The sequence below is a fragment of the Hydrogenophaga sp. genome, assembly GCF_011390835.1.
Taxonomy (GTDB): Bacteria; Pseudomonadota; Gammaproteobacteria; order Burkholderiales; family Burkholderiaceae_C; genus Hydrogenophaga.
Window position 1 is genome coordinate 102,123 of record NZ_JAABRQ010000005.1, and the last position, 24,138, is coordinate 126,260.

The following is a 24,138-nucleotide window of genomic DNA, read 5'->3' on the forward strand; positions in this document are numbered from 1 at the left end:
TGGAGATGCGGCCGGGGCGCGGCGTGAGCCTGTTCTGGCGCACGTTTTTCTTTCTTTCGGTTCTGCTGGTCGGCTGCATCATCGCCTGGCTGCAAACCTTTCGTGCGCTGGAATACGAGCCACGTGCCCTGCAAAGTGCCCAGCAGCTGGCCTCGTTGGTGAACCTGAGTCGAGCCGCCCTGGTGCACTCGGACTCGATCGCGCGAGTCTCGCTGATCAAGACCCTGGCCGACGAAGAGGGCCTGCGCATCGCGCCCCGAGAGCCCGCCGACACCTTCAAGTTCTACAACGGGGATTCGCTTAGCCGCAATGTGAGTGCGCGCCTGAGCGCACGGCTCGGCCCCGACACGGTGGTGGCCCGTGAGGTCAATGGCACTGCGGGTCTGTGGATTGGCTTTTCCATCGATGGCGACCCCTACTGGCTGCTCACGGATCCTTCGCGAATCGGGCCTGTCGCGGGTACCACCTGGCTGATCTGGCTCGGCACAGCCGCCCTGCTCTCACTCACGGGCGCGGCGGTGATCGCCCGGCTGATCAACCACCCGCTCAAAAAACTGTCGTTCGCCGCGAGTCGCGTGCGGGAAGGCGATTTTGATTCCAGCCAGCTCAACGAAGCGGTGGCCACCAGCGAGATCCGCGAGGTGAACATCGGCTTCAACCGCATGGCGCAGCGCCTGTCCAAGATCGAGCAGGACCGCGCCCTGATGCTGGCAGGGATCTCGCACGATCTGCGCACGCCGCTCTCACGCCTGCGGCTGGAAACCGAGATGAGCGTGAGCGACGAGCAAGCGCGCGAACACATGGCGGCAGACATCGAGCAGGTCAACGCCATCATCGACAAGTTCCTTGACTACGCGCGCCCGGATAACATCCAACTTGAGCGCGTCAACCTCAACCAAAGCGTCGACGCCGCTACCTTTGCGCTAGGCTCGGACCCGTCGGTACAGATCACCACCAGCATCCCGCCTGACACCATGGTTCTAGGCGATGCAGTGGAGCTGCAGCGGGTGCTATCGAACTTGCTGGAAAACGCGCAGCGCTATGGGCGGGATGCCGTCACCGGCACGGTCAAGATCGATATCGCGGCCCGGGAAAAAGACGACTCTGTGTTGATCAAGCTGCGCGACCACGGCCAAGGCGTGAGCCCGGAGATGCTGACCCAGCTGACTCAGCCCTTTTTTCGAGGTGACGAGTCGCGCACCTCGGCCACGGGCACTGGGCTGGGCCTGGCCATCGTGGAACGCGCCATCACGCGCATGGGAGGCCGGTTTGCACTGGCCAACAGCAGCACCGGTGGGCTGTCTGCCCACATGAAGCTCAACAAGGCACCAGCCGCAGGCAAGGCCTCAGCGCCCAAGGCGCAGGCTCAAGCCAAGCCAGCTGCGCCCTCCGAACCCGCCGATGTGCTCGCCAGCAACACCACCGCGCGCGCCTCGATGGAAAGCTCCTGACCCACCGGGCCGAGCTTTTCAGCCGTCTTCGCCTTCACGTTCACCTGCGCAGGCGCGACGCCCAGGGTCTGCGCCACGCGCGCCACCATGGCCTCGATGTGGAGTGCGAGTCTGGGGGCCTGGGCGATCACTGTGCTGTCGAGGTTCACGATTTCAAAGCCGGCGGCGCGCACGCGCCGCGCCGCTTCCGCCAGTAAGACGCTGGAGTCGGCGCCGAGAAACTGCGCATCGGTGTCAGGAAAGTGGCGACCGATGTCACCCAGCCCGGCCGCACCCAGCAAGGCATCGGTGATCGCGTGCAGCAGCACATCGGCATCGGAGTGACCGAGCAGGCCCAGCCGGTGCGCAATCTGCACGCCACCAATGATGAGCGGCCTCCCCGGCACCAGTGCGTGAACGTCCCACCCTTCGCCAATGCGCAGGGAAAACAAAGGCGATTTCATGCGCGGCTCCTCAGGATGGTTTCGGCCAAGCCAAAGTCTTCCGGGTAGGTCACCTTGAAGTTCTGTGCACTGCCAGGCACCAGGCGCGGCGCGTGGCCGGCCAACTCCATGGCGCTGGACTCGTCGGTCACGCCGGCGAAACGGCTGCCGGCCTGAGCTTGCAGAGCATCCAGCAAAGCGCCCAGGCGAAACATCTGGGGCGTCTGCGCCAGCCATTTGTCTTCCCGGTCCAGCGTGGCAGCCACCCGACCCTCTGTTTCAACCTTGAGCGTGTCGGGCAGCTTGAGCGCGAGCAGTCCACCCACGGGATCGTGCTCGCCGGCGTCGATCAACACCTCGATTTGCTGCGGCGTGATCAGGCAACGCGCTGCGTCGTGCACCAGCACCCAGTCCATGTCGGTAGCACCGCCATCGCGCAAAGCCTGCAAACCGTTGAACACGGTCTCCGCGCGGCTGCTGCCGCCGCATCGTGCGAGGTGCACGTCTGGATGGTCAAGAGAGAGGAACCGGTCCGCCGGCGCCACCACGATCCAGACCTGCCGCACCCGCGCCACCGCTTGAAACGCCGCCAGAGTGTGCAGCACCATGGGCACACCGGCGAGCAGCTGGTATTGCTTGGGGGTGGCGCTACCGGAGCGCGCACCCTGTCCCGCGCAAGGCATGAGCACAAAGAAGCGGGGGGCGTCGGGTGGGGTCAAGTGAGCCTGGTCAGGGTTCGGTGAGAAGCTGCATTCTAGAATCAGTGCATCCACCCCCCGTCGTACCAGCCGGGGGGTGTTCGTCATGGCCACCTGCGCCATGCGTTCACCGCGACACCATGGACCTCCCCAAACTCTCCCCCGGCAAGCGCTTCACCCTGCCCCGTCCCACTGGGGCGGCCGATGCCTTGTTGCTCGCCCAGCTCGCGCGACGCGACAAGGCGCAAGGCCGGTTGACGGCCATCGTCACCGCCGATGCCACCGACGCGCAGCGCCTGATCGAGGAAATCGCCTTCTTCGCGCCCGAGATCCGCTGCGCCCTGTTTCCCGACTGGGAAACCCTGCCCTACGACAGCTTTTCACCGCATCAGGATCTGATCTCCGAGCGTCTGGCCACGCTCTGGCGCATCCACACCCGCGGCCAGGCACAACACGCCGAAGGGAGTGCCGACGTGGTGCTGGTGCCCGCCACCACCGCGCTCTACCGCCTCGCGCCGCCTGCTTTCCTGGCCGGCTACACCTTTCACTTCAAGGTCAAGCAACAGCTCGACGAAGCGCAGCTCAAGGCCCAGCTCACGCTGGCGGGCTACCAGCATGTGACGCAGGTGGTGAGCCCCGGTGAGTACGCGGTGCGCGGCGGCCTGATCGACCTCTTCCCCATGGGTTCTCTGGTGCCCTACCGAGTGGATCTGTTCGACGACGAGATCGACACCATCCGAACCTTCGATCCCGACACCCAGCGCAGCCTCTACCCGGTGCCCGAGGTGCGGCTGCTGCCTGGACGCGAGTTTCCGATGGACGATGCGGCGCGGGCCAAATTCCGCAGCCGCTGGCGCGAGCTGCTCGAAGGCGACCCAACCAAGAGTCGCATCTACAAGGACGTGGGCAACGGTGTGGCCACCGCCGGCATCGAGTACTACCTGCCGCTGTTCTTTGAAGAGACTGCCACCGTCTTTGATTACCTGGGCGACGCATCGACTGTCGTGCTGCATGGCGACCTCGAGCCCGCCTTCCAGCGTTTCTGGCAGGATACCCAAGAGCGCTACCGCATCGTGCGCACCGACCCCGACCGCCCGGCCCTGCCGCCGGAATCGTTGTTTCTCAAGCCCGAGCAGTTTTACACCGAGGCCAACGCACACGCCCAGCTCGCGATTCGCCCCACGCTGGACGATGCGGCCGACAATGCATTTGCCCAGGCGCTGGGCGATCTGTCGGTGGTGCGGGGTGCCGAAGACCCGCTCGCCCGCCTGCAAGCCCACATCCGCAACACGCCGCACCGCGTGCTGGTGTTGGCCGAGAGCGATGGCCGGCGCGAGAGCCTGCTTGATTTCCTGCGCGCCAGTGGCGTGAACCCGCCAGCCTTCGACACGCTGGCCGAGTTCCAGACCAGCGACGAGCGCGTGGGCATCGCCACCGCTGCGCTCACAGTGGGTTTTTCGTCGATTGAAGACGGCATCGACTTCGTCACCGAAACCGAGCTGTTCGCTGCTGGTCCCACCACGCGCAAACGCCGAAAGCAGGAACAGGTCAGCGATGTCGATGCGCTGATCAAGGACCTCTCCGAACTCAACCTGGGCGATCCGGTGGTGCACAACGCCCACGGCATCGGTCGCTACCGCGGCCTGGTGAACATGGACATGGGCGACAAGAACCCCGACGGCACACCCGCGCTGATGGAGTTCCTGCATCTGGAGTACGCCGACAAGGCAGTGCTGTACGTGCCGGTGAGCCAGCTCCAGCTGATCGGTCGCTACACCGGGGTGAGCGCCGACGAAGCGCCGCTGCACAAGCTGGGCAGCGGCCAGTGGGAGAAGGCCAAGCGCAAGGCCGCAGAGCAGGTGCGTGATGCCGCCGCCGAGCTGCTCAACATCTATGCCCGCCGCGCCGCACGCCAGGGTCATGCGTTCCGCTACTCGGCGCAGGACTACGAGGTGTTCGCCAACGACTTCGGCTTTGAAGAAACCGCCGACCAGCGCGCCGCCATCCATGCCGTGATCCAGGACATGATCAGCCCGCGTCCGATGGACCGGCTGGTCTGCGGCGACGTGGGCTTCGGCAAGACCGAGGTCGCGCTGCGCGCCGCCTTCGTGGCGGTCACCGGCGGGCGTCAGGTGGCCTTTCTCGCGCCAACCACCCTCCTGGCCGAGCAGCATTTCCAGACACTGGTCGACCGCTTCGGCAAATGGCCGATCAAGATCGCCGAAATGAGCCGCTTTCGCTCGCAAAAAGAAATCACCGCTGCGCTCAAGGGTGTGGCCGACGGCTCGGTCGATATCGTGGTCGGCACCCACAAACTGCTGAGCGAGAAGACCAAGTTCAAAGACCTGGGCCTTCTCATCATCGACGAAGAGCACCGCTTCGGCGTGCGCCACAAAGAGCAGATGAAGCAGCTGCGCGCCGAGGTGGACGTGCTCACGCTCACCGCCACACCGATTCCGCGCACGCTGGGCATGGCGCTCGAAGGGCTGCGCGACCTGAGCGTGATCGCCACCGCGCCGCAGCGGCGTCTCGCCATCAAGACTTTTGTGCGCAGCGAGAGCAATGGCGTGATCCGCGAAGCGGTGTTGCGCGAACTCAAGCGCGGTGGCCAGGTCTACTTCCTGCACAACGAGGTCGACACGATCGAGAACCGCCGGCAAAAGCTAGAAGAGATCTTGCCCGAGGCGCGCATTGCAATTGCCCATGGCCAGATGCCCGAGCGCGAGCTGGAGCGGGTGATGCGCGATTTTGTGGCGCAGCGCTACAACCTGCTGCTGTGCTCCACCATCATCGAAACCGGCATTGACGTGCCTACCGCCAACACCATCGTCATGGCACGGGCCGACAAGTTTGGTCTGGCACAGCTGCACCAGCTGCGCGGCCGCGTGGGCCGAAGCCACCACCAAGCCTACGCCTACCTCATGGTGCCCGACATCGAAGGCCTGACCAAACAGGCTGGGCAACGGCTGGACGCCATTCAGCAAATGGAAGAGCTGGGCTCGGGCTTTTACCTCGCCATGCACGATCTTGAAATCCGTGGTGCTGGCGAGGTGCTGGGCGAGAACCAGAGCGGCAACATGCTGGAAGTGGGTTTCCAGCTGTACAACGAGATGCTGAGCGAGGCCGTGCGCTCCTTGAAGGCTGGGCGCGAGCCTGATCTGCTCTCGCCGCTGTCGGTCACCACCGACATCAACCTGCACGCGCCAGCCCTGTTGCCGAGCGACTACTGCGGCGACGTGCACCTGAGACTGTCGTTCTACAAAAAGCTCGCTACGGCCAAGACGCCCGACCAGGTCGACGCGCTGCTGGAAGAGATCGTCGACCGCTTCGGCAAGCTTCCGGTGCAGGCCCAGACCCTGGTCGATGTCCACCGGCTGCGCGTGCTGAGTGCCCCGTTCGGCGTGATCAAGGTCGATGCGACGCCCGGCGTGACCCTCATCACCTTCAAGCCCAACCCGCCGATCGAGCCGATGAAGATCATCCAGCTGATCCAGAAGAACAAGCACATCAAACTGGCTGGCAATGAAAAGCTGCGCATCGAGCGCGAGCTGCCCGAGGTGAAAGACCGCGTGCTGCTGGTGCGCGATGTGCTGCGCTCGCTCGGCCAGCCAACCGCAACCCCCGAACCTGCTTGAAATCAAAATGACCACTGCCACCGAATTCGCCCCTGGCCTGACCGTCCAGGGCTTTGACCCGCCGTTGAAGCTTTCGGACTTCAAGCTCATCGCGTTCGACATGGATTCCACGCTCATCAACATCGAGTGCGTGGACGAGATCGCCGACGCCGCCGGTCGCAAGCCCGAGGTGGCGGCCATCACCGAAGCGGCCATGCGCGGCGAGATCACCGACTACAAGGAGAGCTTGCGCCAGCGCGTGGCGCTGCTGCGTGGCGTGACGGTGGCGCACATGGAGCAGGTCCTGGCTGAGCGCCTGCAGCTCAACCCGGGCGCTGAGGCGCTGGTGAAAGCCTGCAAGGCGGCCGGGCTCAAGGTGCTGCTGGTCTCGGGCGGCTTCACCTACTTCACCGACCGCGTGCGCGACCGGCTGGGTATCGACTTCACCCGATCCAACGTGTTGGAAACTGAAAGTGGTCCGAACTGCGGCCAGCTCACCGGCCGCATGGTGGACCAGGCCTGGGGCGACATCTGCGACGGCGCAGAGAAGCGCCGAACGTTGCTGGAGGTGGCCTCGCTGCTGGGCATCGCGCCCGCACAGTGCATCGCCATGGGCGACGGCGCCAACGACCTGCCCATGATGGACGCCGCTGGTTTGTCGGTGGCTTACCACGCCAAACCCAGGGTGCGCGAGCAGGCGATGGTGGCGATCAACGAAGGTGGGCTGGACCGCCTGCTTGAAGTGCTTCGCTGACCCCGCCCGCCAGCGTGTCCGCAACACCCCCACCTCCCCCCCCACCAGCCAGCTGGCCGCAAAGGCTGCGATCGCACCTCGGTACCGTCGGGCTGGTGCTGCTTGTCTTCTTCGGTGTGCAAGCCTGGCAGACGCGCGGCGTGCCGAGCGGCACACTGCCCGATGCTGCCGCCTTCACCTTGATCGAGCCCGATGGCCAACGCCGCACCACCACCCTGGCCGAGTGGCGTGCGCAACACCCCGGCCAGGCGGTCGCCCTGCATGTGTGGGCCGAGTGGTGTCCGATCTGCCAGACCGAAGAAGGCAGCGTGACGTCGCTCTCTGAAGACCACCCTGTGCTGAGCATCGCCATGCAGTCAGGCCCGCCCGACGCGGTGGCGCGCGTGCTGGCGCAGCGCCAGTTGCCTTGGGCCACCGCTGTCGATGCGCGGGGCGAGATCGCGAGCGCGCTGGGCTTTCGGGCGGTGCCCGCATTTGTGGTGGTGGATGCCGGAGGGCAGCTGCGCACACCCACCGTGGGCTACACCACCGAGCTCGGCATGCGGGTGCGGCTGTGGTGGGCGCAGACCTTTTGATCAGCCGCCAGCGCGCTTGACCTGATGCCCCTGTGCCTGCAGCGATGAAATCACCCGGTCCACGTGATCGCCCTGGATCTCGATCACACCGTCTTTCACCGTGCCACCGCTGCCGCACAGCGCCTTGAGCGACTTGCTCAGCGCCAGCAGGCCGGCCGCATCCAGCGCCACGCCCTTGACCACGGTCACCGCCTTGCCACCGCGACCTTGCGTTTCCCGGGACACCCGCACCCGACCATCGCCCACCGGCGCCGCGCGCGCCAGCGATTGGCACCGGCAAGTGGCTTGTGACTGGCGACAGACCGGGCACATGCGGCCTGCTTCGGTGGAGTACACCAGCCCGCCCATTTTTCTGTCCGACTTCACTCGTTGATTCATGACCAGCATGGTAGCGCGGCCTACCCGCACAGGGCCGTTAAACTGAATGCCTCACACCGCCATGCCCTTCACCGCCCTCGGCCTCGCGCCCACCCTCGCCCAGGCCGCTGCCCAGCTCGGCTGGACCACCCCCACCGCCATCCAGTCGTCCACGCTGCCGGTGGTGCTGTCGGGTGCGGATCTGCTCGCCACCGCACCCACCGGCTCGGGCAAGACCGCGGCGTTTGTGCTGCCCTTGCTGCAACTTTGTCTGAGCCGGACGAACGCGGAGCGACTTCGGGCGACCACCCTCCTGGTGCTGGTTCCCACGCGCGAGCTGGCCGCCCAGATTTTTGATGTGATCCAGCAGCTGACGCAGAGCCTGGAGTCGCGACCCAAGGTCGTCACCGCTGTCGGCGGCGTGTCGATCAATCCCCAGATGATGGACTTGCGCGGGGGCGCCGATGTGGTCGTCGCCACGCCCGGCCGACTGCTCGATCTGGTCGATCACAACGCCCTCTCACTTTCAGAGGTTCAGCACCTGGTGCTCGACGAAGCCGACCGCCTGCTCGACCTGGGCTTTGCCAACGAGCTGGACCGGGTGCTGGCCTTGTTGCCCAAGCATCGGCAAACCTTGCTGTTTTCGGCCACGTTCCCGGCCGTGGTCGAGCAGCTCGCCAGCCGCTGGCTGATCGAGCCGAAACGCATTGCCATCGCAGGTCCCAGCCCAGGGCCTGCCACTATCGAGCAGCGCGTGATTCTGGTGGATGCTTCCCGGCGCGCTCAACTGGTGCGCAAGCTCATTCGCGAGCATGGCTGGGAACGGGTGCTGGTGTTTGTGGCCAGCCAGTACGCCGCCGACCACCTGGCGCGAAAGCTGCACCAGGGCGAGCTGTACGCCACCTCATTCCACGGCGGCCTGAGCCAGGGCGCGCGCCGCCAGGCCCTGGGCGAGTTCAAGCAGCAACGCTGGGATGTGCTGGTCACCACCGACCTCGCCGCGCGCGGTCTGGATGTGGAGCAATTGCCGGTGGTCATCAACTTCGACCTGCCACGCTCTGCAACCGACCACACCCACCGCATCGGCCGCACCGGACGCGCCGGCGCACCGGGCCTGGCCATCAGCCTGGTCAGCCCAGAGACCGAAGCCCACTGGCGGCTGATCGCCAGACGGCAGGATTTGACAGGCCTGCCAATCGAGGTGCTGCCCGGGTTTGAGCCCACTGAGTCGGCGCCGACCAACGATCAGGATCTGCAGGGCACCGGCGGTATCAAAGGCAAGCGGCCAAGCAAAAAAGACAAGCTGCGCGCGGCCGCGGCGCTGACCAATCGACCGCTTCCAGACGCCTGACCGTTCACGCCATCGCCTTTCCCCAAGGCCTCACGACAATGCCCCTGCCCAGCCCTTCTCCCCGCACCCCCATGCACACCCGCCGCACCACGTTTCGCGGATATGCGCGCGACGACGGCTGCTGGGATATCGAGGGTGAACTCATAGACACAAAGCCCCACACGTTCGAGATCGAAGGTGAAGGCCGCTGGGAGCCCGAGCAGGCGATTCACCACATGCATGTGCGCCTCACGCTCGATGAGGGAATGGTGATTCGCGACGTGGCGGTGGCAATGGACAGTTTTCCCCACGCCCCTTGCCCGCAGGCACAGGCGCCGATGCAACGGCTGATTGGCGAGAGTTTGGGACGCGGCTGGCGCCAGACTGTGATGCGCCACCTGGCCGGCGTTCAGGGCTGCACCCACCTGCGCGAGTTGCTGTTCGCCATGGCCACCGCCGCTTTTCAGAGCCGCTCGGCTTCATTCGCCCCACCGGAGGACGGCAGCCCACCCATGCACCTGGGCCAATGCCTGGCCTGGGATTTCAACGGTCCCGTAGTGGAGCGCGTGTACCCGATGTTTTTCCGCTGGCAGCCGCTGGCGCGAGGGACACACGCTGACTGAAACGATTTTCAGCGCAAATCCCCAAACAGTGAGGGGCAAAGACAAACGGCACCCGCGGGCGCCGTTGTCTTGTTTGGTGGGCGGTGCAGGGTTCGAACCTGCGACCCCTGCCGTGTGAATGACGGGAAATAGGACTTTCTGGGACGTTACGGGACATCGCTTTCATAGGTAAACCGTCCCAAACTGTCTCTATAATTCCAGCGAAGTTTTTCCCACTTTTTCCCCACCAGATCTCGTCCATTGCGCTGTTGTCGTGAGACTTGATCTCACTTGAATGGAGACCCAGGATGCCGGCACTTGGCGTCGTTCAGGCAAGAGACAAGCTGAAGCCTCAGCACGAGCCGCACTGGTTGAAGCTCAGCAATGGCTGCTACCTTGGTTTTCGCAAGATGACTCCGACATCGACCGGAACTTGGTTGGCTCGTTTTCGGGACGACAAGGGCAAGCAGCAGAAGCGCAGCTTCGGCGAGTACGCCGAGATGCCACCTTCGCAGCGCTATGACGCAGCAAAGCGAGCGGCCGAGCAGTGGTTTGCGCATCTCGGCAAGGGCGGAACTGCTGAGTCCGTGACCGTCCGAACGGCTTGTGAGCGATACGTGAAGCACGTTCGCTCCACCCGCGGCGACAAGCCCGCCGACGACCTCGGCATGCGCTTCAAACGGTGGGTCTTCTGCAACAAGAATCTGGCTGCGCTTGATCTGGAAAAACTGAACAAAACCCGTATTGAGACTTGGCGCAATGAGATGGCGAAGACCCCCGTCGTCGTCAACCGTGACAAGCGCGAGACCCCAATCACACGTCCCAGGTCCGCTGCCAGCGTTAACCGCGACATTGCGGCGCTACGCGCTGCGTTGAACTTCGCTCACGATGCAGGCAGCGTTACCACCGACATAGCGTGGCGGGTTGCACTCCGACCTAGCAAAAACGCAGATGGACGACGTGATGTTTTTCTGGACCGGGACCAACGCAGGTCGTTGATCAAACACGCTGTCCAAGACGTAGCCACTCTCTTGCGAGGCCTGTCGGCAGTCCCCTTGCGGCCTGGAGCCCTGGCGGCACTGACCGTCGAAAACTTCGATCTGCGCCTATCGGTTCTCACGATTGGAAAGGACAAGGCCGGGAGAGATCGGAAGATCAAGCTGCCCGAGACCACCGCTGGCGAGTTCGCCGACTTGTGCAGAGATCGGCCCGCACTGTCACCGATCTTCTGCCGCGCGGACAGCAAAGCGTGGAACAAGGACTCATGGAAGGGGCCGATCAAGGAGGCAGCAGCTGCGGCCGATCTATCGGCCAACGTGACCGCCTACACCATCCGCCACAGCGTTATCACGGACCTCGTCACAGACGGCCTTGACTTGCTCACCGTCGCTCAGCTTAGTGGGACCAGCGTCGCCATGATTGAACGCCACTACGGGCACTTGCGTGCCGACCACGCAGCAGCAGCTTTGGCGCGACTGGCGCTCTGACCACTTACCCGCTTGGCGCCAGTTCGGACTCCGTGTCCCGACCCGTGTCCGAAATTGCTCGGCATGCTTGGCTTGTGTCCCGGTTGCACCACTACTTGCAGCTCCGGGTGAGCGTGCTTGATCCTGTGGCAGCGTCACATAGCGTCAATGTTCTGCTGAATCCTTTCCAGTAGCGATTCGAAAGGCGGTTGACCCTGGAAATACAGGGCCGCGGTCTTGCGGTACTCCTGGGCAAAGCGCTGTCGCTGGGCAGGATCTGCGAGAACAAAGGCGGGGTTGCGGGCAATCACTTGCTCGTCACCGGCACGAAAGCGTTGCCCCTTGCGCACGCGATAGGCAGGCTCCCGCATGAAGTCCTGCACCTCCTCCAGACCCAGAAGGCAATAGACATCGTAGTAGTGGCGTAGGAAGTTGCCCGGGAAGGCTTGTGACTCGCCCAGCCGGCGGTACTTGGTCGAAATGGTCTGGAGTTTTTCGACGAAGGTGTGTGTGGGCGCATAACAAAGCACGCCGGCCGCCCGGTTGTCGAACACAGACACCCCTCGATCTCTTGCGGTATCCCAGGCCCATGAGGAGATAGTGACCGGTCGATTGGGCGCCGTGTCATCGAATCCCAGCTCCAACAAAATACCGTCTTTGACCCCGGCCAGCGCGGCAGTGCGCGGCACATAGACCACACGGATGCCAGCGCTGCGCAGCTTCTCATCGTCAAACAGCGTGTCGCGCTGCACGCTGTCGATGCCCGGAATACGGATCCTTTCGGCCAGCGCCTCGTAGTAGTCGCGGCGCGATGCCACATGAGCCGGCTTGTCCTGATTGCGGCCCGTCTTCACGGCCATGTCTGCGGGTGGCTCGATTCGAATATCGATGTCCTCGGAAAAACGGTGAATGACGCCGAAGCCTTTGGACAAGGAGGTGCCACCCTTCAGCTCGAACTGAAAGCCCTGCGCTTGCAGCCCCCAGAGCACATGCATGATCCAGTAGTCCTTCTCCACCAGCGAAGGGTCGAGTCCGCGTGCCTCAGCCACCACAGCAAGAAGCTGGTCAAAGTCCCGCCGCTCGTGCAGAAACTCAGGCACCCTTCCACTCCCTGACGCGCTTGCGTGTGGCCATGCTGCCAAAACTGTCCACGGCACGTTGCAGACGTGCCATGTCGTAAGACGGCAGCTTGCTGCGCGCCTGCTGCAGCACCGCATCGCGGTCTTCAGCCAGTTCGTCCAGGTTGTTCAACAAGTCCACGAACAGGAACTCCGGCGTCAACTTCTTGGGAAACCGTGGCTTCACACGGAAGTCGAACTGGCGATTCCCCAGTCTGAAAACGCCGTGGCGCTTGTGGTTGTAAACGAGGGTGCGGTTGTAAAGCTGCGTGGTGCCCAATCCCACGGTGTTGTAGGCCGATGGCGAAAAAACCAGAAAATCCTTGTCGCGCAGAAATCCGCCCACAACCTGCTCATCGGCCGGCGGGATCGGTCCAAAGCTCGAAGCCTTGGGTGCGTGATACAGCCCCTGCGCCAGCTTTTTGAGTGCTCCGCTGGCCACCAACTTTCGCAGATGCCTGTCCACCGCGGTGGACAGGTGGGCAAGATCCTCCCGCCGATAAACCCGGCCAGCATGCAGCTCGCCCGCAAGCTGGGCGGCGGCACCACGAAGGGCTTCGGGAGAATGCGAAACGGTGCTCATAACAACTATATTTTCATTGAACTTTCATGCATTTTAGGTCAGTCGACGAGACTCCACAAGCGATGGACAAGTGGCCATCCCAGAGCATCGCTGGTTTCATCTGAGGCGACCACTTTGCATTGATGTGAGAACACCTCAACGATGAAATTCCGGACCGGTTGAAGAACCTGCGCGCCATGTTTCCCTGCCGACATCGGGTACGGACTTCGAACGCTCCGGTGGAGCAGATGCTTGCCCAACAATGTCGTCAATCAACCTTGCAACAATCGGCGCTGAGCGCACAGCCCTTCGACCCACTACCTGGCCAGCTCTGGTTGGTGCCCAGGCCGCCGAAGCATCCTGAATGAATGCTGCGATTGCGGTAGCCAGCTTCACGTCTCTGGCATCCGGTGACTTGGCTAGAGCCTGGCCAATGTGCAACCAGGCACGCAACGCCTCTGTACGGGTGGTCCGCGATCTCGTACTGCTCTTGTCCTCTGGTCTGGCTTTCCTCAACCGCCCGTCCTCCCTGGCCTTCAGTCGCCAAAGATGTTCCGAGTTCCTGGTCTGAAACCGGGTGGCCTGCCGGGTGGCCTCGGCCTCCACCCCGTAGCCACGCAGTTTCTCGGCAAAGGTCTCGCGCCATCGTTGCAGGTCGGCCTTGCGCGGATTGAGTCGTTTACCGCAGATCGACTCTGCCCGCACGCTGAGGTGCACGTGCGGGTTCGCCTGGTGGTCGTGCAGCACCATCACATACTTGTGGTTGGCCAGCTCGGTCTTTGCAAACTCGCTCGCCGCCCGTTGGACGATCAGCGGGTCCGTGCCGCGTGGCATGGACAGCATGATGTTGAAGGCCTCGCGCCGGTGTCCTTGGTCTCCGATCAGGCTGCCGCCATAGCGCCACTCTTCGCTCAGCTCGTAGACAGCCGACCGTCCTTGCAGGACCTCGCCCTGCTCGTTCTCCATGCCGAGACGGCCGTTCTTGCTGATGTACCGGAAGTGGGCCGCGATGGCCAGCATGCCCCGCCCTCCCCCGGTGACCTTGACCATGACCTGAGGCGCCCGCTTCACCACGGTGGATTCGATGCGCTTGCGGATGGCGTCCGCGCGCTGATGCATGCCTCCATCACCCAGCCTGGGTTGCGGCCTGTCCTTGACCACCCGGTTGCCCGGGTAAAACAGGCGATCACCCCACTGCACGAGTACCCCATCGATGTCCGGCGTTTGGCTCATGGCGTTCTCCTTGAAGTCACCGGTTGGACCGGTGGGTGGTCTCGGTGAATGACCCACGCGGGCGCAGATCGGCCATCAGGGCCGCCGTCTGGGCGAGGTGACGCCGGACGTCTCCGTCCAGCGTGTCGAGCATGTCGCGGTAGGCCACTGCTTTTTGAAGGTTGCTCTGGGCCAGCAGACGCGAGAGGGTGTGGATGTTCCGGCTGAGGCTGGAGAGCTTCGCGTTGGACTTGATGAGTTCAACGATTTCCGCGGTGCGGCTTGCGCCTGTGGTCAAGGCTGGAACACCCGCGATCAAGCCTGCAAGATAGGCATCGCGCGACATCTGCGCGGTGTGCGCACCGACAGCCAGTCGCCTGGCCTCGGGGGTTGTCAATCTGATTGACAACTTGACCCGGGGCACATGCGGCGCACCAAGGCACCCGGTATCGACGACCCACTGAGGGACGGACTCGGACAGTCCGAGTTCACGGGCCACAGCCCGACGAACCAGCACCGACACGCTCTCCCGGCGGGCCTGAGCGCAGCTCACCAGCGCGGCCTTGAGGCCGCGCAGATCGACCGTGATGAAGTCAGGGTTGCGGGTGTTCATGGGTCCCCAAAAAGTCAAACGTGAGCAAAACGAGTCGTTTGTGAAAACGGCGGCGTGCCGCCTATCTCTGCACTCACCTTGAACACAGTATTGGCTCGAACCAAGGCTCTTGAGCTGCTGGATTTGGGTTCAAATCCAGCGCGTGAAAGGGCTGTTGGAGGGTCGAAGATGGGTGTCAACGCAAGGCACACATCACACGACTGAACAGAAAGTGCGCAGCAACTGCACAAGTTGAACAGCCAGCGCACAGGCACTGCACAAACTGAACAGCAACCGATCAACTGCTGCACAAAAAATGAATAGAAATGACGCGATAAAACTGGTCCCGAGCGAACCGCCCGGCCGAAACTCACGCAAAGAGCGGCGCTTTGCGCCCGAGATGCGAGCGCTGCGTGCCCAGGGCTACACCTTCGAGGCTATTCGTCTGGCGCTGGCCTTCTCGCCATAGGCTGGTGGTCCTGTCGCAGTGAACCTCCCTGCCCGCGTCTACCCACGGCTGTCGCTGCACAGCCGAACTTGAAAAATCGAAGGTCGCTTGAAGGCTGGTTGCTGTCGCTCAGTTTCGACGGCAGAGTCTAAAGGCGGCACCGCAACCGGTCGTTCACCGGTCAGGGTCTAAAACGAGCGCTTCACCACCTGGACCGGTCGTTCGGCAGGGGCGACAGGTGCAAGACTCGGGAATGGCCGCTCACGTTACGGACGAACTGGTGCTTTTGGCCGAGAACACCCGTTCTGACCGACGCCACATGGCCGCCATTGAAGGCAGCCGCCCCTGCGTCGCTGAAGGGGTGGCTGCCGATATGCGCCTCAGATTTCCGTCTGCTCGGAGATTTCGAGGGCGTCATCAACCTCGATGCCCAGGTATCTCACGGTCGACTCCAGCTTGGAGTGCCCGAGCAACAGCTGTACTGCACGGAGGTTCTTGGTACGTCGGTAGATCAGCGTCGCCTTGGTCCTTCGCATCGAATGCGTCCCATAGTCGGTACGGTCCAGTCCCAGTTCATCCACCCAGTGCCCAAGAATTCGAGCGTATTGCCGCGTTCCTAAATGGGGCGATTCATGGAGTCGGCTGGGAAAGAGGAAATCTTCTGAATTCAGCGCAGCCTGCTTGATCCAAGCTTGCAGAGCGTCTCGGGTAGCAGCCGTAATCTCGAATTGAACTGGGCGTTGGGTCTTGTGCTGCATGATGATCGCGCGAGTGGCGACCTGATCGCCATGGCTCACGTCGCGGACCTTGAGGGCTACGAGGTCGCATCCGCGCAGCTTGCTGTCGATGCCGAGGTTGAAGAGCGCCAGTTCGCGGACTCGCCCTTCCATCTGAAGGCGCACGCGCAACGCCCAGATGTCTTTCACTTTGAAGGGTGCCTTCTGTCCAACAATCTTTCCCTTGTTCCAAGGCTCGTGATGAACGGCAATGCTTGAGGTTTCCATGATGGTCTCCCATCGAGTTGAGGGGCCAGTAGCATGCGCTTGCGATGCGCCGGGTTCAAGTTCGGGCGGTGCGTGCGGCTGGTGCGTAGGGCTGCATTCGAGCGCTTCAGCCCACGGTTGGGGGCTTGTTGCAGGTCCTGACAGGCCATATTTCAACGGGGTGCAGGTTCGCCGATGCTCTGCGCCACTTTGCTGGCCTTGAGCGCCTGCTGAAGCGCCCGACGCAGCGCGCTGTGTGACCTCAACAGCAAATCCATGGCGCTTGGGGTGAGTATGCCGAGGGCGCCAGCTTCGAGCAGGGCCGCCTTGATCCGCTGGTACTCAGCCTCCCACGCCGAGGCCTGGCCGTCCAGTTTCTCGGCAGGGGACTCCTTGGCTTCCCTGTCTAGTTGCAGCAAAAGCGCTGCCGCCGCCGTGCGCAGCCGGCCGATACCGGCGGCGAGTTGACTCTCCAGCGCCAGGGTGCCGGCGGGCAGCCCCTGAGCCGCTGCCGCAATGGCTGGCAACTGCTCTGCCATGTTGGCGTAATAGGCGGATCGTCGCAGCACCTTGGCCAGTCGCATCGCGGTATCCTGCGTCATCGCGGCGCGGTTCAGGCGGACCACGAAGTCATCTATGGCGGTGCTCAGCGCGGCGAGTGTGCGCTGGACGCGAGCCAGTTCCTGGGTCGGGTCAGTGTCCAGCGGCGTCAAGCTGTGCGCTGCGCGCAGGGCAATGCTTCCGTATCGCGCCACCTCCCGGTTCAGGGCATCGATCGCCAGGGCGGGCAGCACCGCGGTGGCGGCGTCTAGGTAGCGCGCGCGACCTTCGTCCTCTTCGGCTGAACGGAAACGCCCCTCCAGGAAAGCTGCCAGGCGGTCGCTCAAAGGCCACATCAGCAGCACGCCAAGCAAATTGAAGACGGTGTGAAAAAGCGCCAGCACGGTGGCCACGCCTGCGGGCGCACCGACCCAGCCGCCGAGCCATTGTGTCAAGCTCAGCAGCCACGGCAGCGCCAGCAAGGCGACGCAGCCGGTCAGCAGGTTGAACAGCACATGGGCTGCGGCCGCGCGCTTTGCGTTGGCGGTTGCGCCGATGGCGGCGATGAGCGCCGTGCCAGTGGTGCCGATGTTGGAGCCGATCACCACCGCCGCTGCAGACTCCAGGCCCAGCAGGCCCCCTTGCGCCGCAGTGAGGATGAGTGCTGTGGCGGCGCTGGACGACTGCATCAGCATCGTGAGGATCGCACCGATCAGCACATGGGCGGCCACGCCCCAGAAGCCGTCAACCTCGGGGAAGCTCATGCCTGCGGCCAGGTCGGTGAAGGCGTTGCGCAACACGTCGATGCCGAGGAACAGCACACCAAACCCCGCAAGCGCCAAACCGATGCTGCCGCGGCGCGAGGCGCCTCCGGTCAGGCGAAGCAGCATGCCCACGCCGATGAGTGGCAGTGCGAGCAGGTCGATCTTGATCTTCAGACCCAGCAGGGCCACCAGCCAGCCGGTCATGCTGGTGCCGACATTGGAGCCGAACAGCACCCAAAGCACTTGGCCCAGGCTGAGCAGCCCGGCGTTGACAAACCCGATGGCCGCGACCGTCACGGCGCTCGATGACTGCACCACCGCCGTTAGCAATATGCCGCTGCCCAGCGCTCGCCAGCGCGTGCGAGTGGAGCTGGCCAGCACCTCGCGCAAGGCCGCACCGGCGGCCAGGCGAAGGCCTTCGGTCATCAGCCACATACCGAGCAGAAACAGGCCAATGCCGCCGATGAGGGCGCCGGATTGAAGAGTGGTCACAGCAAGAGGGGCTTGAGATGTGCGGGCAATTGAATTGCTGACCACTTTAGCTGTCAGGGCGCCTGATGGGTGCCCGGCTGCTGCGGATTGTTCAACGCCGAACCATGCGGGCCCCAGTCGCCGACCACGGCACCAGAAACATTAAGTGGGCTTCAACGTCGCCACCAGCACATCGCCAACGGACTCGACCAGCACGTGTTTGGTCACGCTGCCCAGTAGCAGTTCTTCTGTCATGGTTTGCCCTTGTTTGCCGATGACGATCAGATCGCAGCCGCATGCCTGCTCGTGCTCAACGATGGCTTGCGAGGGATCCGCGTGGGGGATGCAGGGCGTCCAGTCGGCCGGCTGTAGACCGGCATCCGCCGCCAGCGCCTGCAGCTGGAGCGATGCTGCCCGGTGCGACTTCGCCCGGTAGCTCTCGATGGTGGCATCGGAAACGCTCGCAAACCTCAGTTTGCCTTCAAAAGGCACCTCGTAGGCATTCAACAGCACCAGGTGCGCGCCCGGCGCAACCGCCCGCGCGAGGTCGATCAAGGGCGCCGACCAGGCCGAAAAATCCACCGGGACCAGCACCCGCCGATAGGTTTCACGAGGTGCCTTTTTGACCACCAGCATCGGGTGTACCGACTTGCGCAGCAGCCGCTCGGCCGTCGAACCGAGCAGGAAATGCCGCACAAAGCCGGTGCCGCGTGCGCCCACCACCACGATGTCGGCCTCGACCCGGTTGGCTTCCTGCGTGATCTGCTCCAGCACCGCTCCTTGCAGCAAGGTGGTGTCGACGGCAACACCATGTACGGCCCGCAGCTCGGCAGCCAGGCTTTCCAGGGCCTGACGAGCCTGCTCGATCAGCCTCGCTTCCACCGCAGTGTCCAGCCCCAACAACTGCTCCAGTTGGGCCAGCGCGCTGCCGCTGACCGCATGCACCAGGCGCAGGCGCGCGCCTGCTGCGCCAGCCAGTCTGGCGGCGCGGTCGGCAGCCAGCCGCGACAGCTCTGAAAAGTCGGTGGCGGCCAACAGGCTTTTGATGGGTGTCATGGGGTGGTCTCCTGGGTCTGGATGTCTTGGCGCAGGCTTCGCGCCGCTTCGTCGGCCGCGTCGTCAAACGGGTTCAGCACCCGCTTCACGCCCGCGCGTTCGAGCTGCTGGTGGTGCTCGGCATCGCGCGCGACCGCAGCCACCTGGCCAGTGAAACCGGTGGACTTCAGCGCATCGAGCAACGCCCGGTTGGAATCCCAGGCGGGTAGGCTGCTGACGACCCAGCGCGCCGCGTCCAGCGGCAGCGACTCCAGAAATGCAAGGTCTTCACCGTCGCCGAAGCGGGCCGACAGCCCGGCTTCTCGCAGGGAGCTGACCACCTCCGGGTCAAAGTCCACACCCAGCACCTCGATCCCCGCCTCGCGCAGCTGGGTCAACAGGCGCCGGCCGTAGCGGCCCAGCCCGATGACGATCACGTCGACCTGCGTCGTGCTGTCGTCCTGGGTTTCGATCGCCAGTTCGCGCCGCGGGCTCTGGCGCTCGAAGATCCCCAGCCAGGGCGCGAGCCGCTCGAACAAAGGCTGTGAGTACAGGATCATGTAGGTGGACAAGGTGATGGTGATCAGCCCGACCAGGGTGGTCAGGCCCAGCGTGGTGACGCCCACATGCCCCAGCGTGATGCCCATGGCCACAAAGATGATGGAAAACTCGCTGATCTGCGCCACCGTCAGGCCCGCCAGAAAACCGGTGCGCTTGCGGTAGCCCATCCAGCCCATGATGGCCATGACGATCAGCGGATTGCCGATCAGCACGAACAGGGACAGCACCACCGCCGAGCCCAGCTCGGCGCCCAGCATGGACAAGTCCATCTTGGCGCCCAGGTCGACGAAGAAGAACAGCAGGAGAAAGTCGCGAATGCCTGTCAGGCGTGCGTTCACGGCTTCGCGGTAGGGTGTGGATGCTAGCGAAAACCCCGCCATGAAGGCGCCGGCCTCCTTGCTGAAACCGGCCCATTCACCCAGTGCGGCCAGCGCCACGCCCCAGGCAATGGCAAACACCAGCAGTAGCTCCTGCGAGCGCGCCATCAGCGTCACCAGGCGGGGCAGGATGTAGCGCATGAAGACGAACATGAACACGGCGGCCACCGCCAGCCGCAGGCCCAGCGACTGCAGCACCCCCAGCAGGGAACCTCCGCCGCCAGCATCCCCAGAGTCGCGCATGGCGCTCATGGCCATCATGGCCAGCACCACGGCGATGTCCTGCACGATCAGAAAACCCACGGCGATGCGGCCGTGCAGCGAGTCGAGTTCGCGTTTGTCCGACAGCAGCTTGACGATGATGATGGTGCTCGAAAACGTGAGCGCCACCGCGATGTAAATGGCTTCCATCACGCCCTTGCCCAGTGCGAGCACCAGCAGGAAACCAAAGCAGATGGTGAAGGCCAGCTGGCCCAGACCCGTGGCCAGCGCCACCGGACCGATGTGGCGCACATGGTGCAGATCGAGCTTGAGACCGACCACAAACAGCAGCACCGTGACCCCGATCTGCGCCAGCAGGTCGATCTGGTCGTGTGCGCTGACCAGACCCAGCACCGCAGGTCCGACCGCAATGCCGACCACGATGTAGGCGATCAGAACCGGCTGGCGCAGCCGCACGAACACGGCGCCGACCAGGGCGGCGATCAGCAGCAGCAAGGCGATCTCGGCGAAGGGGCCGGTCGTCATGGAAAGCCTACACAGGAGCCAGAGACGGACATCGTCTCCCCAGCGCTGTGACGCAATGACGCGCGGTGCGTCATGCGCCTGACCCTCGGCGTACTGAAGGGGCGACCAGCGCCAGGCGGATTTGCTTTTCGGATTCCAGCAGCGCAAACAGCACCACACCAATCCCCACGATCAGCACGCCGTCCCACAGCGGCACCGGTGCGGTGGCAAAGATGCCCTGCAGCAACGGCAGGTAGGTGATGGCGAACTGTGCTACCACCACGGCCAGCACCGTGGCCCAGACCATGGGTGTGCCGCGAACGGCCTGCCAGGTGAGCGAGGTGCCGTAGATGTTGCGGATGAAGAAAAGGTGGAAGATCTCCAGCACCACCAGGGTGTTGAGCGCGATGGTGCGCGCCAGGTCCAGCGAATAGCCGCGGTCCACCGCGTAGGCGTACATGCCGTACACCCCGCCGAGGAACAGCAGCGACACCAGCACGATGTGCCAGACGAGTTCACCCGAGAGCAGTGGCTCGTTTCTGCGCCTTGGTGTGCGGCGCATGGTGCCGGCTTCGGTGGGCTCAAAGGCCAGCGCCATGCCCAGCGTGATCGCGGTGATCAGGTTGACCCAGAGAATCTGCACCGGTGTGATCGGCAACGACAGGCCAAACAGCAGCGCCACCACGATCGTCATGGCCTCGCCCGCGTTGGTCGGCAGCGTCCAGCTGATGACCTTCTTGATGTTGTCGTACACCGTTCGCCCTTCGCGAACCGCGGCGACGATGGACGCGAAGTTGTCGTCCGCGAGCACCAGCTCGGCGGCTTCCTTGGCGGCCTCGCTGCCCTTCTGCCCCATCGCAATGCCCGCGTCGGCCCGCTTGAGCGCGGGTGCGTCGTTCACGCCGTCGCCGGTCATGGCCACCGTCATGCCGTGCGACTGTAGGGCCATCACCAGCCGCAGTTTGTGTTCTGGACTGGTGCGGGCAAAGATGTCGGTGTCGACCACGGCAGCGGCGAGCGCCATCTCGTCCATGGCATCGAGGTCGGCTCCGGTGAGCACGCTGTCCGGGTTCTGCAAACCGATCTGCCGCCCGATGGCGACCGCCGTGCCTTTGTGGTCGCCGGTGATCATCTTGACGCGGATGCCCGCGCCGCGGCATTCGGCTACCGCTTCGGCCGCCTCCGCACGGGGCGGATCGATCAGTCCCACCAGCCCGAGCAACACCAGCGGGCCGCCCACGTCGCTCAGCTCCAGCACGGTGTGTTCCGGTGCCACCGGCCTCACCGCCAACGCCAAGACCCGCTGACCTTGACCCGCGATGCGATCGGCGTGCGCCTGCCAGTGGGCCAGGTCCAGCGGCTCGGTGGCTTGCTCGGCGCCACGCTGAAGGGCGCACATGGCCAGGATCTGCTCTGGCGCGCCCTTCACCGAAATCGTGGCATGGCCTTCGTGGTCGTGGTTCAGGCTCGCCATGAAGCGGTGCCGGGCGTCGAACGGGATCGCGTCGGTGCGCCGCCAGGCGGCGAGCTCCTGGCGCGCCTCCAGGCCGCATTTGCCTGAGAGGGCCAGCAGGGCGCCTTCCATCGGGTCACCTTCGACCGTCCAGACGCCATCGCGCTCCAGCAGCGAGGCGTCGTTGCACAGGGTCGCTGCGCGCGCCAACTCCTGAAGGATGGGGTGTTCCTGTGGGCTGGTCGGGTGCTCTTGCAGATGGATCGCGCCTCTGGGCTCATAGCCGGTGCCATCGATGGAAAAAGCATGGGCACTGGTGGCCACGGAGGCCACCATCATTTCGTTGCGCGTCAGCGTGCCGGTCTTGTCAGTGCAGATCACCGAAACCGAGCCCAGGGTCTCGATGGCCGGGAGGCGGCGAACGATGGCGTTGCGGCGCGCCATGGCCTGCACGCCCACCGCGAGCGTGATCGTCAACACAGCGGGCAAGCCCTCTGGAATGGCAGCGACCGACAGGCCCACCACCGCCATGAACATGTCACCGAACGCGAAGTGACCCACGAAATAGCCGAATGCCAGCAGCAAGGCGGCGACCAGCAGAATGAGCACGGTCAACCAGCGCGCAAAGACATTCATCTGGTTGACCAGGGGCGTCGTGAGCACTTCGACGCGGGAGAGCATGCCGCTGATGCGCCCGATCTCGGTTTCGCCGCCTGTGGCCACCACCACGCCGCGACCTGCGCCGCTCGTGATCAGCGTGCCGCTGTAAGCCATACACACCCGGTCTCCGATGGCGGCCTCGGCGGAGACGGGTCGCGTCTGCTTTTCAACCGGAACCGATTCGCCCGTCAGCAACGCTTCCTGGATCTGCAGGTTGAGCGCCTGGATCAGCCGCAGGTCGGCCGGCACCTTGTCGCCCGCCTCCAGCAGAACCACGTCGCCAGGCACTAGCGCCTCGCCATCGACCGTGCGGCGATCGCCGTCGCGCAGCACAGCCGCGCGAGGCGCTAGCATGCGACGGATCGCGGCCATGGCCTTTTCCGCTTTGCCCTCCTGAACAAAACCGATCACCGCATTCCCGAGCACCACCGCCAGGATGACCAGGGTGTCGACGAAATGCCCCAGCGCTGCAGTGACCACCGCCGATCCCAGCAGAACGTAGATCAGGATGTTGTGAAAGTGCAGCAGGAATCGCTTCCACGCACTGCGCTGTGGCGGCTCGGGCAGCCGGTTGGGGCCGTGTGCCTGGAGGCGAGTGTCCGCCTCACCTTGGGTGAGCCCACTCGCCGACGTGCGTGCCAGATCCAAGGCAGCATCAGAAGCCAGCGTGTGCCATAGGCAAGGTGCTTGATTCTTCGACTCTGATCGCACGTTTCGTTCTCCTGTGTGAAGTTGATACCTCAGCTCCCTTTTACTTTAGTGAATTGGTGGCGGACGACCCTGACGTGCATCAACGTCTGCGCCGCCGCCTTCATTTCCACAAACAGGGGTGCTGCTCTGCGCAGCGGACGGCGGTTGCTCTGTTGGATCGTCCGTGACAGCTCATCGGCCGCTACCGATGGCCTGATCACCTCAAGCGTGCTGTCGCTGGCCCCTTTGGTCCACGGGCTGATCGACGACTTCGAAGTGCGGATCAAGCCCAAGCTGGAGCAGCGGTTAGTTCTTCTCCCTTCAGAACAGGCAACGGAAAAGCCCTGATAGAAAATTGCCACTGTCATCCTTGGCGAAACCTCTCCAGCGGATCGGCGGCTGTGGGTCGATAGCTTGAGTTCAGACCTACGAGCAGCCGAAGTTCGACCGCGACTTGACGGAGTAACCTGCGGCCTGCCACGCTGGACGACTGCAGCTCCTTCGATAACGGTCGTTAATGCTGCCGTGCTGCCTGGTAAGCCGATGACGGCTTCATGCCATGCACCGTGAACCTAGCCCCCGGTCGCGACCGACGGCTGTAGTTAAGGCTTGTGTGACACCTGCCCAGCCGCACAGGCGGTCGAGGACCCTCAACGCTATCGGGCAGGTGTTGCATA

General features: G+C 64.0%; 20 protein-coding genes. 8 read left to right on the forward strand and 12 right to left on the reverse strand.

What is annotated here, in order from left to right:
- Positions 1-5 precede the first annotated feature (5 nt).
- The gene (locus GPT34_RS05200; RefSeq protein WP_291010211.1) at positions 6-1,451 is read left to right on the forward strand and encodes a sensor histidine kinase; all 1,446 of its coding nucleotides are present in this window, start codon (positions 6-8) and stop codon (positions 1,449-1,451) included.
- Here the strand turns inward: GPT34_RS05200 and ispF are convergent.
- Positions 1,367-1,894, reverse strand: a complete 528-nt coding sequence (gene ispF, locus GPT34_RS05205) for a 2-C-methyl-D-erythritol 2,4-cyclodiphosphate synthase (protein WP_291010187.1) — start codon at positions 1,892-1,894, stop codon at positions 1,367-1,369. The genes GPT34_RS05200 and ispF overlap by 85 nt on opposite strands.
- Entirely contained in the window at positions 1,891-2,556 is a 666-nt protein-coding gene (gene ispD / locus GPT34_RS05210) for a 2-C-methyl-D-erythritol 4-phosphate cytidylyltransferase (protein ID WP_291010212.1), read from the reverse strand. The genes ispF and ispD overlap by 4 nt, the downstream gene beginning before the upstream one ends.
- A 155-nt stretch (positions 2,557-2,711) precedes the next feature.
- Here ispD and mfd point away from each other — a divergent pair, with 155 nt between their 5' ends.
- The 3 genes from mfd (at position 2,712) to GPT34_RS05225 (ending at position 7,514) form a co-directional block, all read left to right on the forward strand.
- On the forward strand, positions 2,712-6,206 hold the full coding sequence (mfd, locus tag GPT34_RS05215) for a transcription-repair coupling factor (protein ID WP_291010188.1): 3,495 nt from the start codon (positions 2,712-2,714) through the stop codon (positions 6,204-6,206).
- 7 nt (positions 6,207-6,213) lie between these two features.
- Positions 6,214-6,939: a phosphoserine phosphatase SerB gene (gene serB, locus GPT34_RS05220; protein WP_291010189.1), complete on the forward strand. Its 726-nt coding sequence runs from the start codon at positions 6,214-6,216 to the stop codon at positions 6,937-6,939.
- 95 nt (positions 6,940-7,034) lie between these two features.
- A complete protein-coding gene (locus GPT34_RS05225; protein WP_291010190.1) occupies positions 7,035-7,514 on the forward strand; it encodes a redoxin domain-containing protein in 480 nt (159 codons plus the stop codon).
- On the opposite strand, the gene GPT34_RS05230 is transcribed toward GPT34_RS05225, so the two are convergent.
- Positions 7,515-7,892, reverse strand: coding sequence for a translation initiation factor Sui1 (locus GPT34_RS05230; RefSeq protein ID WP_291010191.1), 378 nt, complete (start codon positions 7,890-7,892; stop codon positions 7,515-7,517). It lies immediately after the preceding gene.
- 61 nt (positions 7,893-7,953) lie between these two features.
- Between GPT34_RS05230 and GPT34_RS05235 the strand changes: the two genes are divergently transcribed.
- The 3 genes from GPT34_RS05235 (at position 7,954) to GPT34_RS05245 (ending at position 11,290) form a co-directional block, all read left to right on the forward strand.
- Positions 7,954-9,222, forward strand: a complete 1,269-nt coding sequence (locus tag GPT34_RS05235) for a DEAD/DEAH box helicase (protein WP_291010192.1) — start codon at positions 7,954-7,956, stop codon at positions 9,220-9,222.
- A gap of 71 nt (positions 9,223-9,293) precedes the next feature.
- A complete protein-coding gene (locus tag GPT34_RS05240) occupies positions 9,294-9,824 on the forward strand; it encodes a DUF2889 domain-containing protein (RefSeq protein ID WP_291010193.1) in 531 nt (176 codons plus the stop codon).
- Between the two features lie 287 nt (positions 9,825-10,111).
- Entirely contained in the window at positions 10,112-11,290 is a 1,179-nt protein-coding gene (locus tag GPT34_RS05245; protein WP_291010194.1) for a tyrosine-type recombinase/integrase, read from the forward strand.
- A 134-nt stretch (positions 11,291-11,424) separates the two neighbouring features.
- On the opposite strand, the gene GPT34_RS05250 is transcribed toward GPT34_RS05245, so the two are convergent.
- The 9 genes from GPT34_RS05250 to GPT34_RS05290 form a co-directional block, all read right to left on the reverse strand.
- Positions 11,425-12,369, reverse strand: coding sequence for a nucleotidyl transferase AbiEii/AbiGii toxin family protein (locus GPT34_RS05250; RefSeq protein ID WP_363356363.1), 945 nt, complete (start codon positions 12,367-12,369; stop codon positions 11,425-11,427).
- Positions 12,362-12,970, reverse strand: coding sequence for a hypothetical protein (locus tag GPT34_RS05255; RefSeq protein ID WP_291010196.1), 609 nt, complete (start codon positions 12,968-12,970; stop codon positions 12,362-12,364). Before GPT34_RS05255 ends, GPT34_RS05250 begins: the two co-directional genes overlap by 8 nt.
- 135 nt (positions 12,971-13,105) lie before the next feature.
- The gene (locus GPT34_RS05260) at positions 13,106-14,182 is read right to left on the reverse strand and encodes a conjugal transfer protein TraS (RefSeq protein ID WP_291010197.1); all 1,077 of its coding nucleotides are present in this window, start codon (positions 14,180-14,182) and stop codon (positions 13,106-13,108) included.
- Positions 14,183-14,198: 16 nt separating this feature from the next.
- A complete protein-coding gene (locus tag GPT34_RS05265; RefSeq protein ID WP_291010198.1) occupies positions 14,199-14,774 on the reverse strand; it encodes a hypothetical protein in 576 nt (191 codons plus the stop codon).
- Positions 14,775-15,581: 807 nt separating this feature from the next.
- Entirely contained in the window at positions 15,582-16,205 is a 624-nt protein-coding gene (locus tag GPT34_RS05270; RefSeq protein ID WP_291010199.1) for a tyrosine-type recombinase/integrase, read from the reverse strand.
- Between the two features lie 152 nt (positions 16,206-16,357).
- A complete protein-coding gene (locus GPT34_RS05275) occupies positions 16,358-17,980 on the reverse strand; it encodes a Na/Pi symporter (protein ID WP_291010200.1) in 1,623 nt (540 codons plus the stop codon).
- A gap of 141 nt (positions 17,981-18,121) precedes the next feature.
- On the reverse strand, positions 18,122-19,015 hold the full coding sequence (locus GPT34_RS05280; protein ID WP_291010201.1) for a universal stress protein: 894 nt from the start codon (positions 19,013-19,015) through the stop codon (positions 18,122-18,124).
- Complete coding sequence (locus GPT34_RS05285; protein ID WP_291010202.1) at positions 19,012-20,679, reverse strand: cation:proton antiporter family protein; 1,668 nt, start codon at positions 20,677-20,679, stop codon at positions 19,012-19,014. Before GPT34_RS05285 ends, GPT34_RS05280 begins: the two co-directional genes overlap by 4 nt.
- Before the next feature lie 70 nt (positions 20,680-20,749).
- On the reverse strand, positions 20,750-23,482 hold the full coding sequence (locus GPT34_RS05290) for a cation-transporting P-type ATPase (RefSeq protein WP_291010203.1): 2,733 nt from the start codon (positions 23,480-23,482) through the stop codon (positions 20,750-20,752).
- 15 nt (positions 23,483-23,497) lie between these two features.
- Here GPT34_RS05290 and GPT34_RS05295 point away from each other — a divergent pair, with 15 nt between their 5' ends.
- Positions 23,498-23,809, forward strand: a complete 312-nt coding sequence (locus GPT34_RS05295; RefSeq protein WP_291010204.1) for a hypothetical protein — start codon at positions 23,498-23,500, stop codon at positions 23,807-23,809.
- The last annotated feature ends 329 nt before the right edge of the window (positions 23,810-24,138 follow it).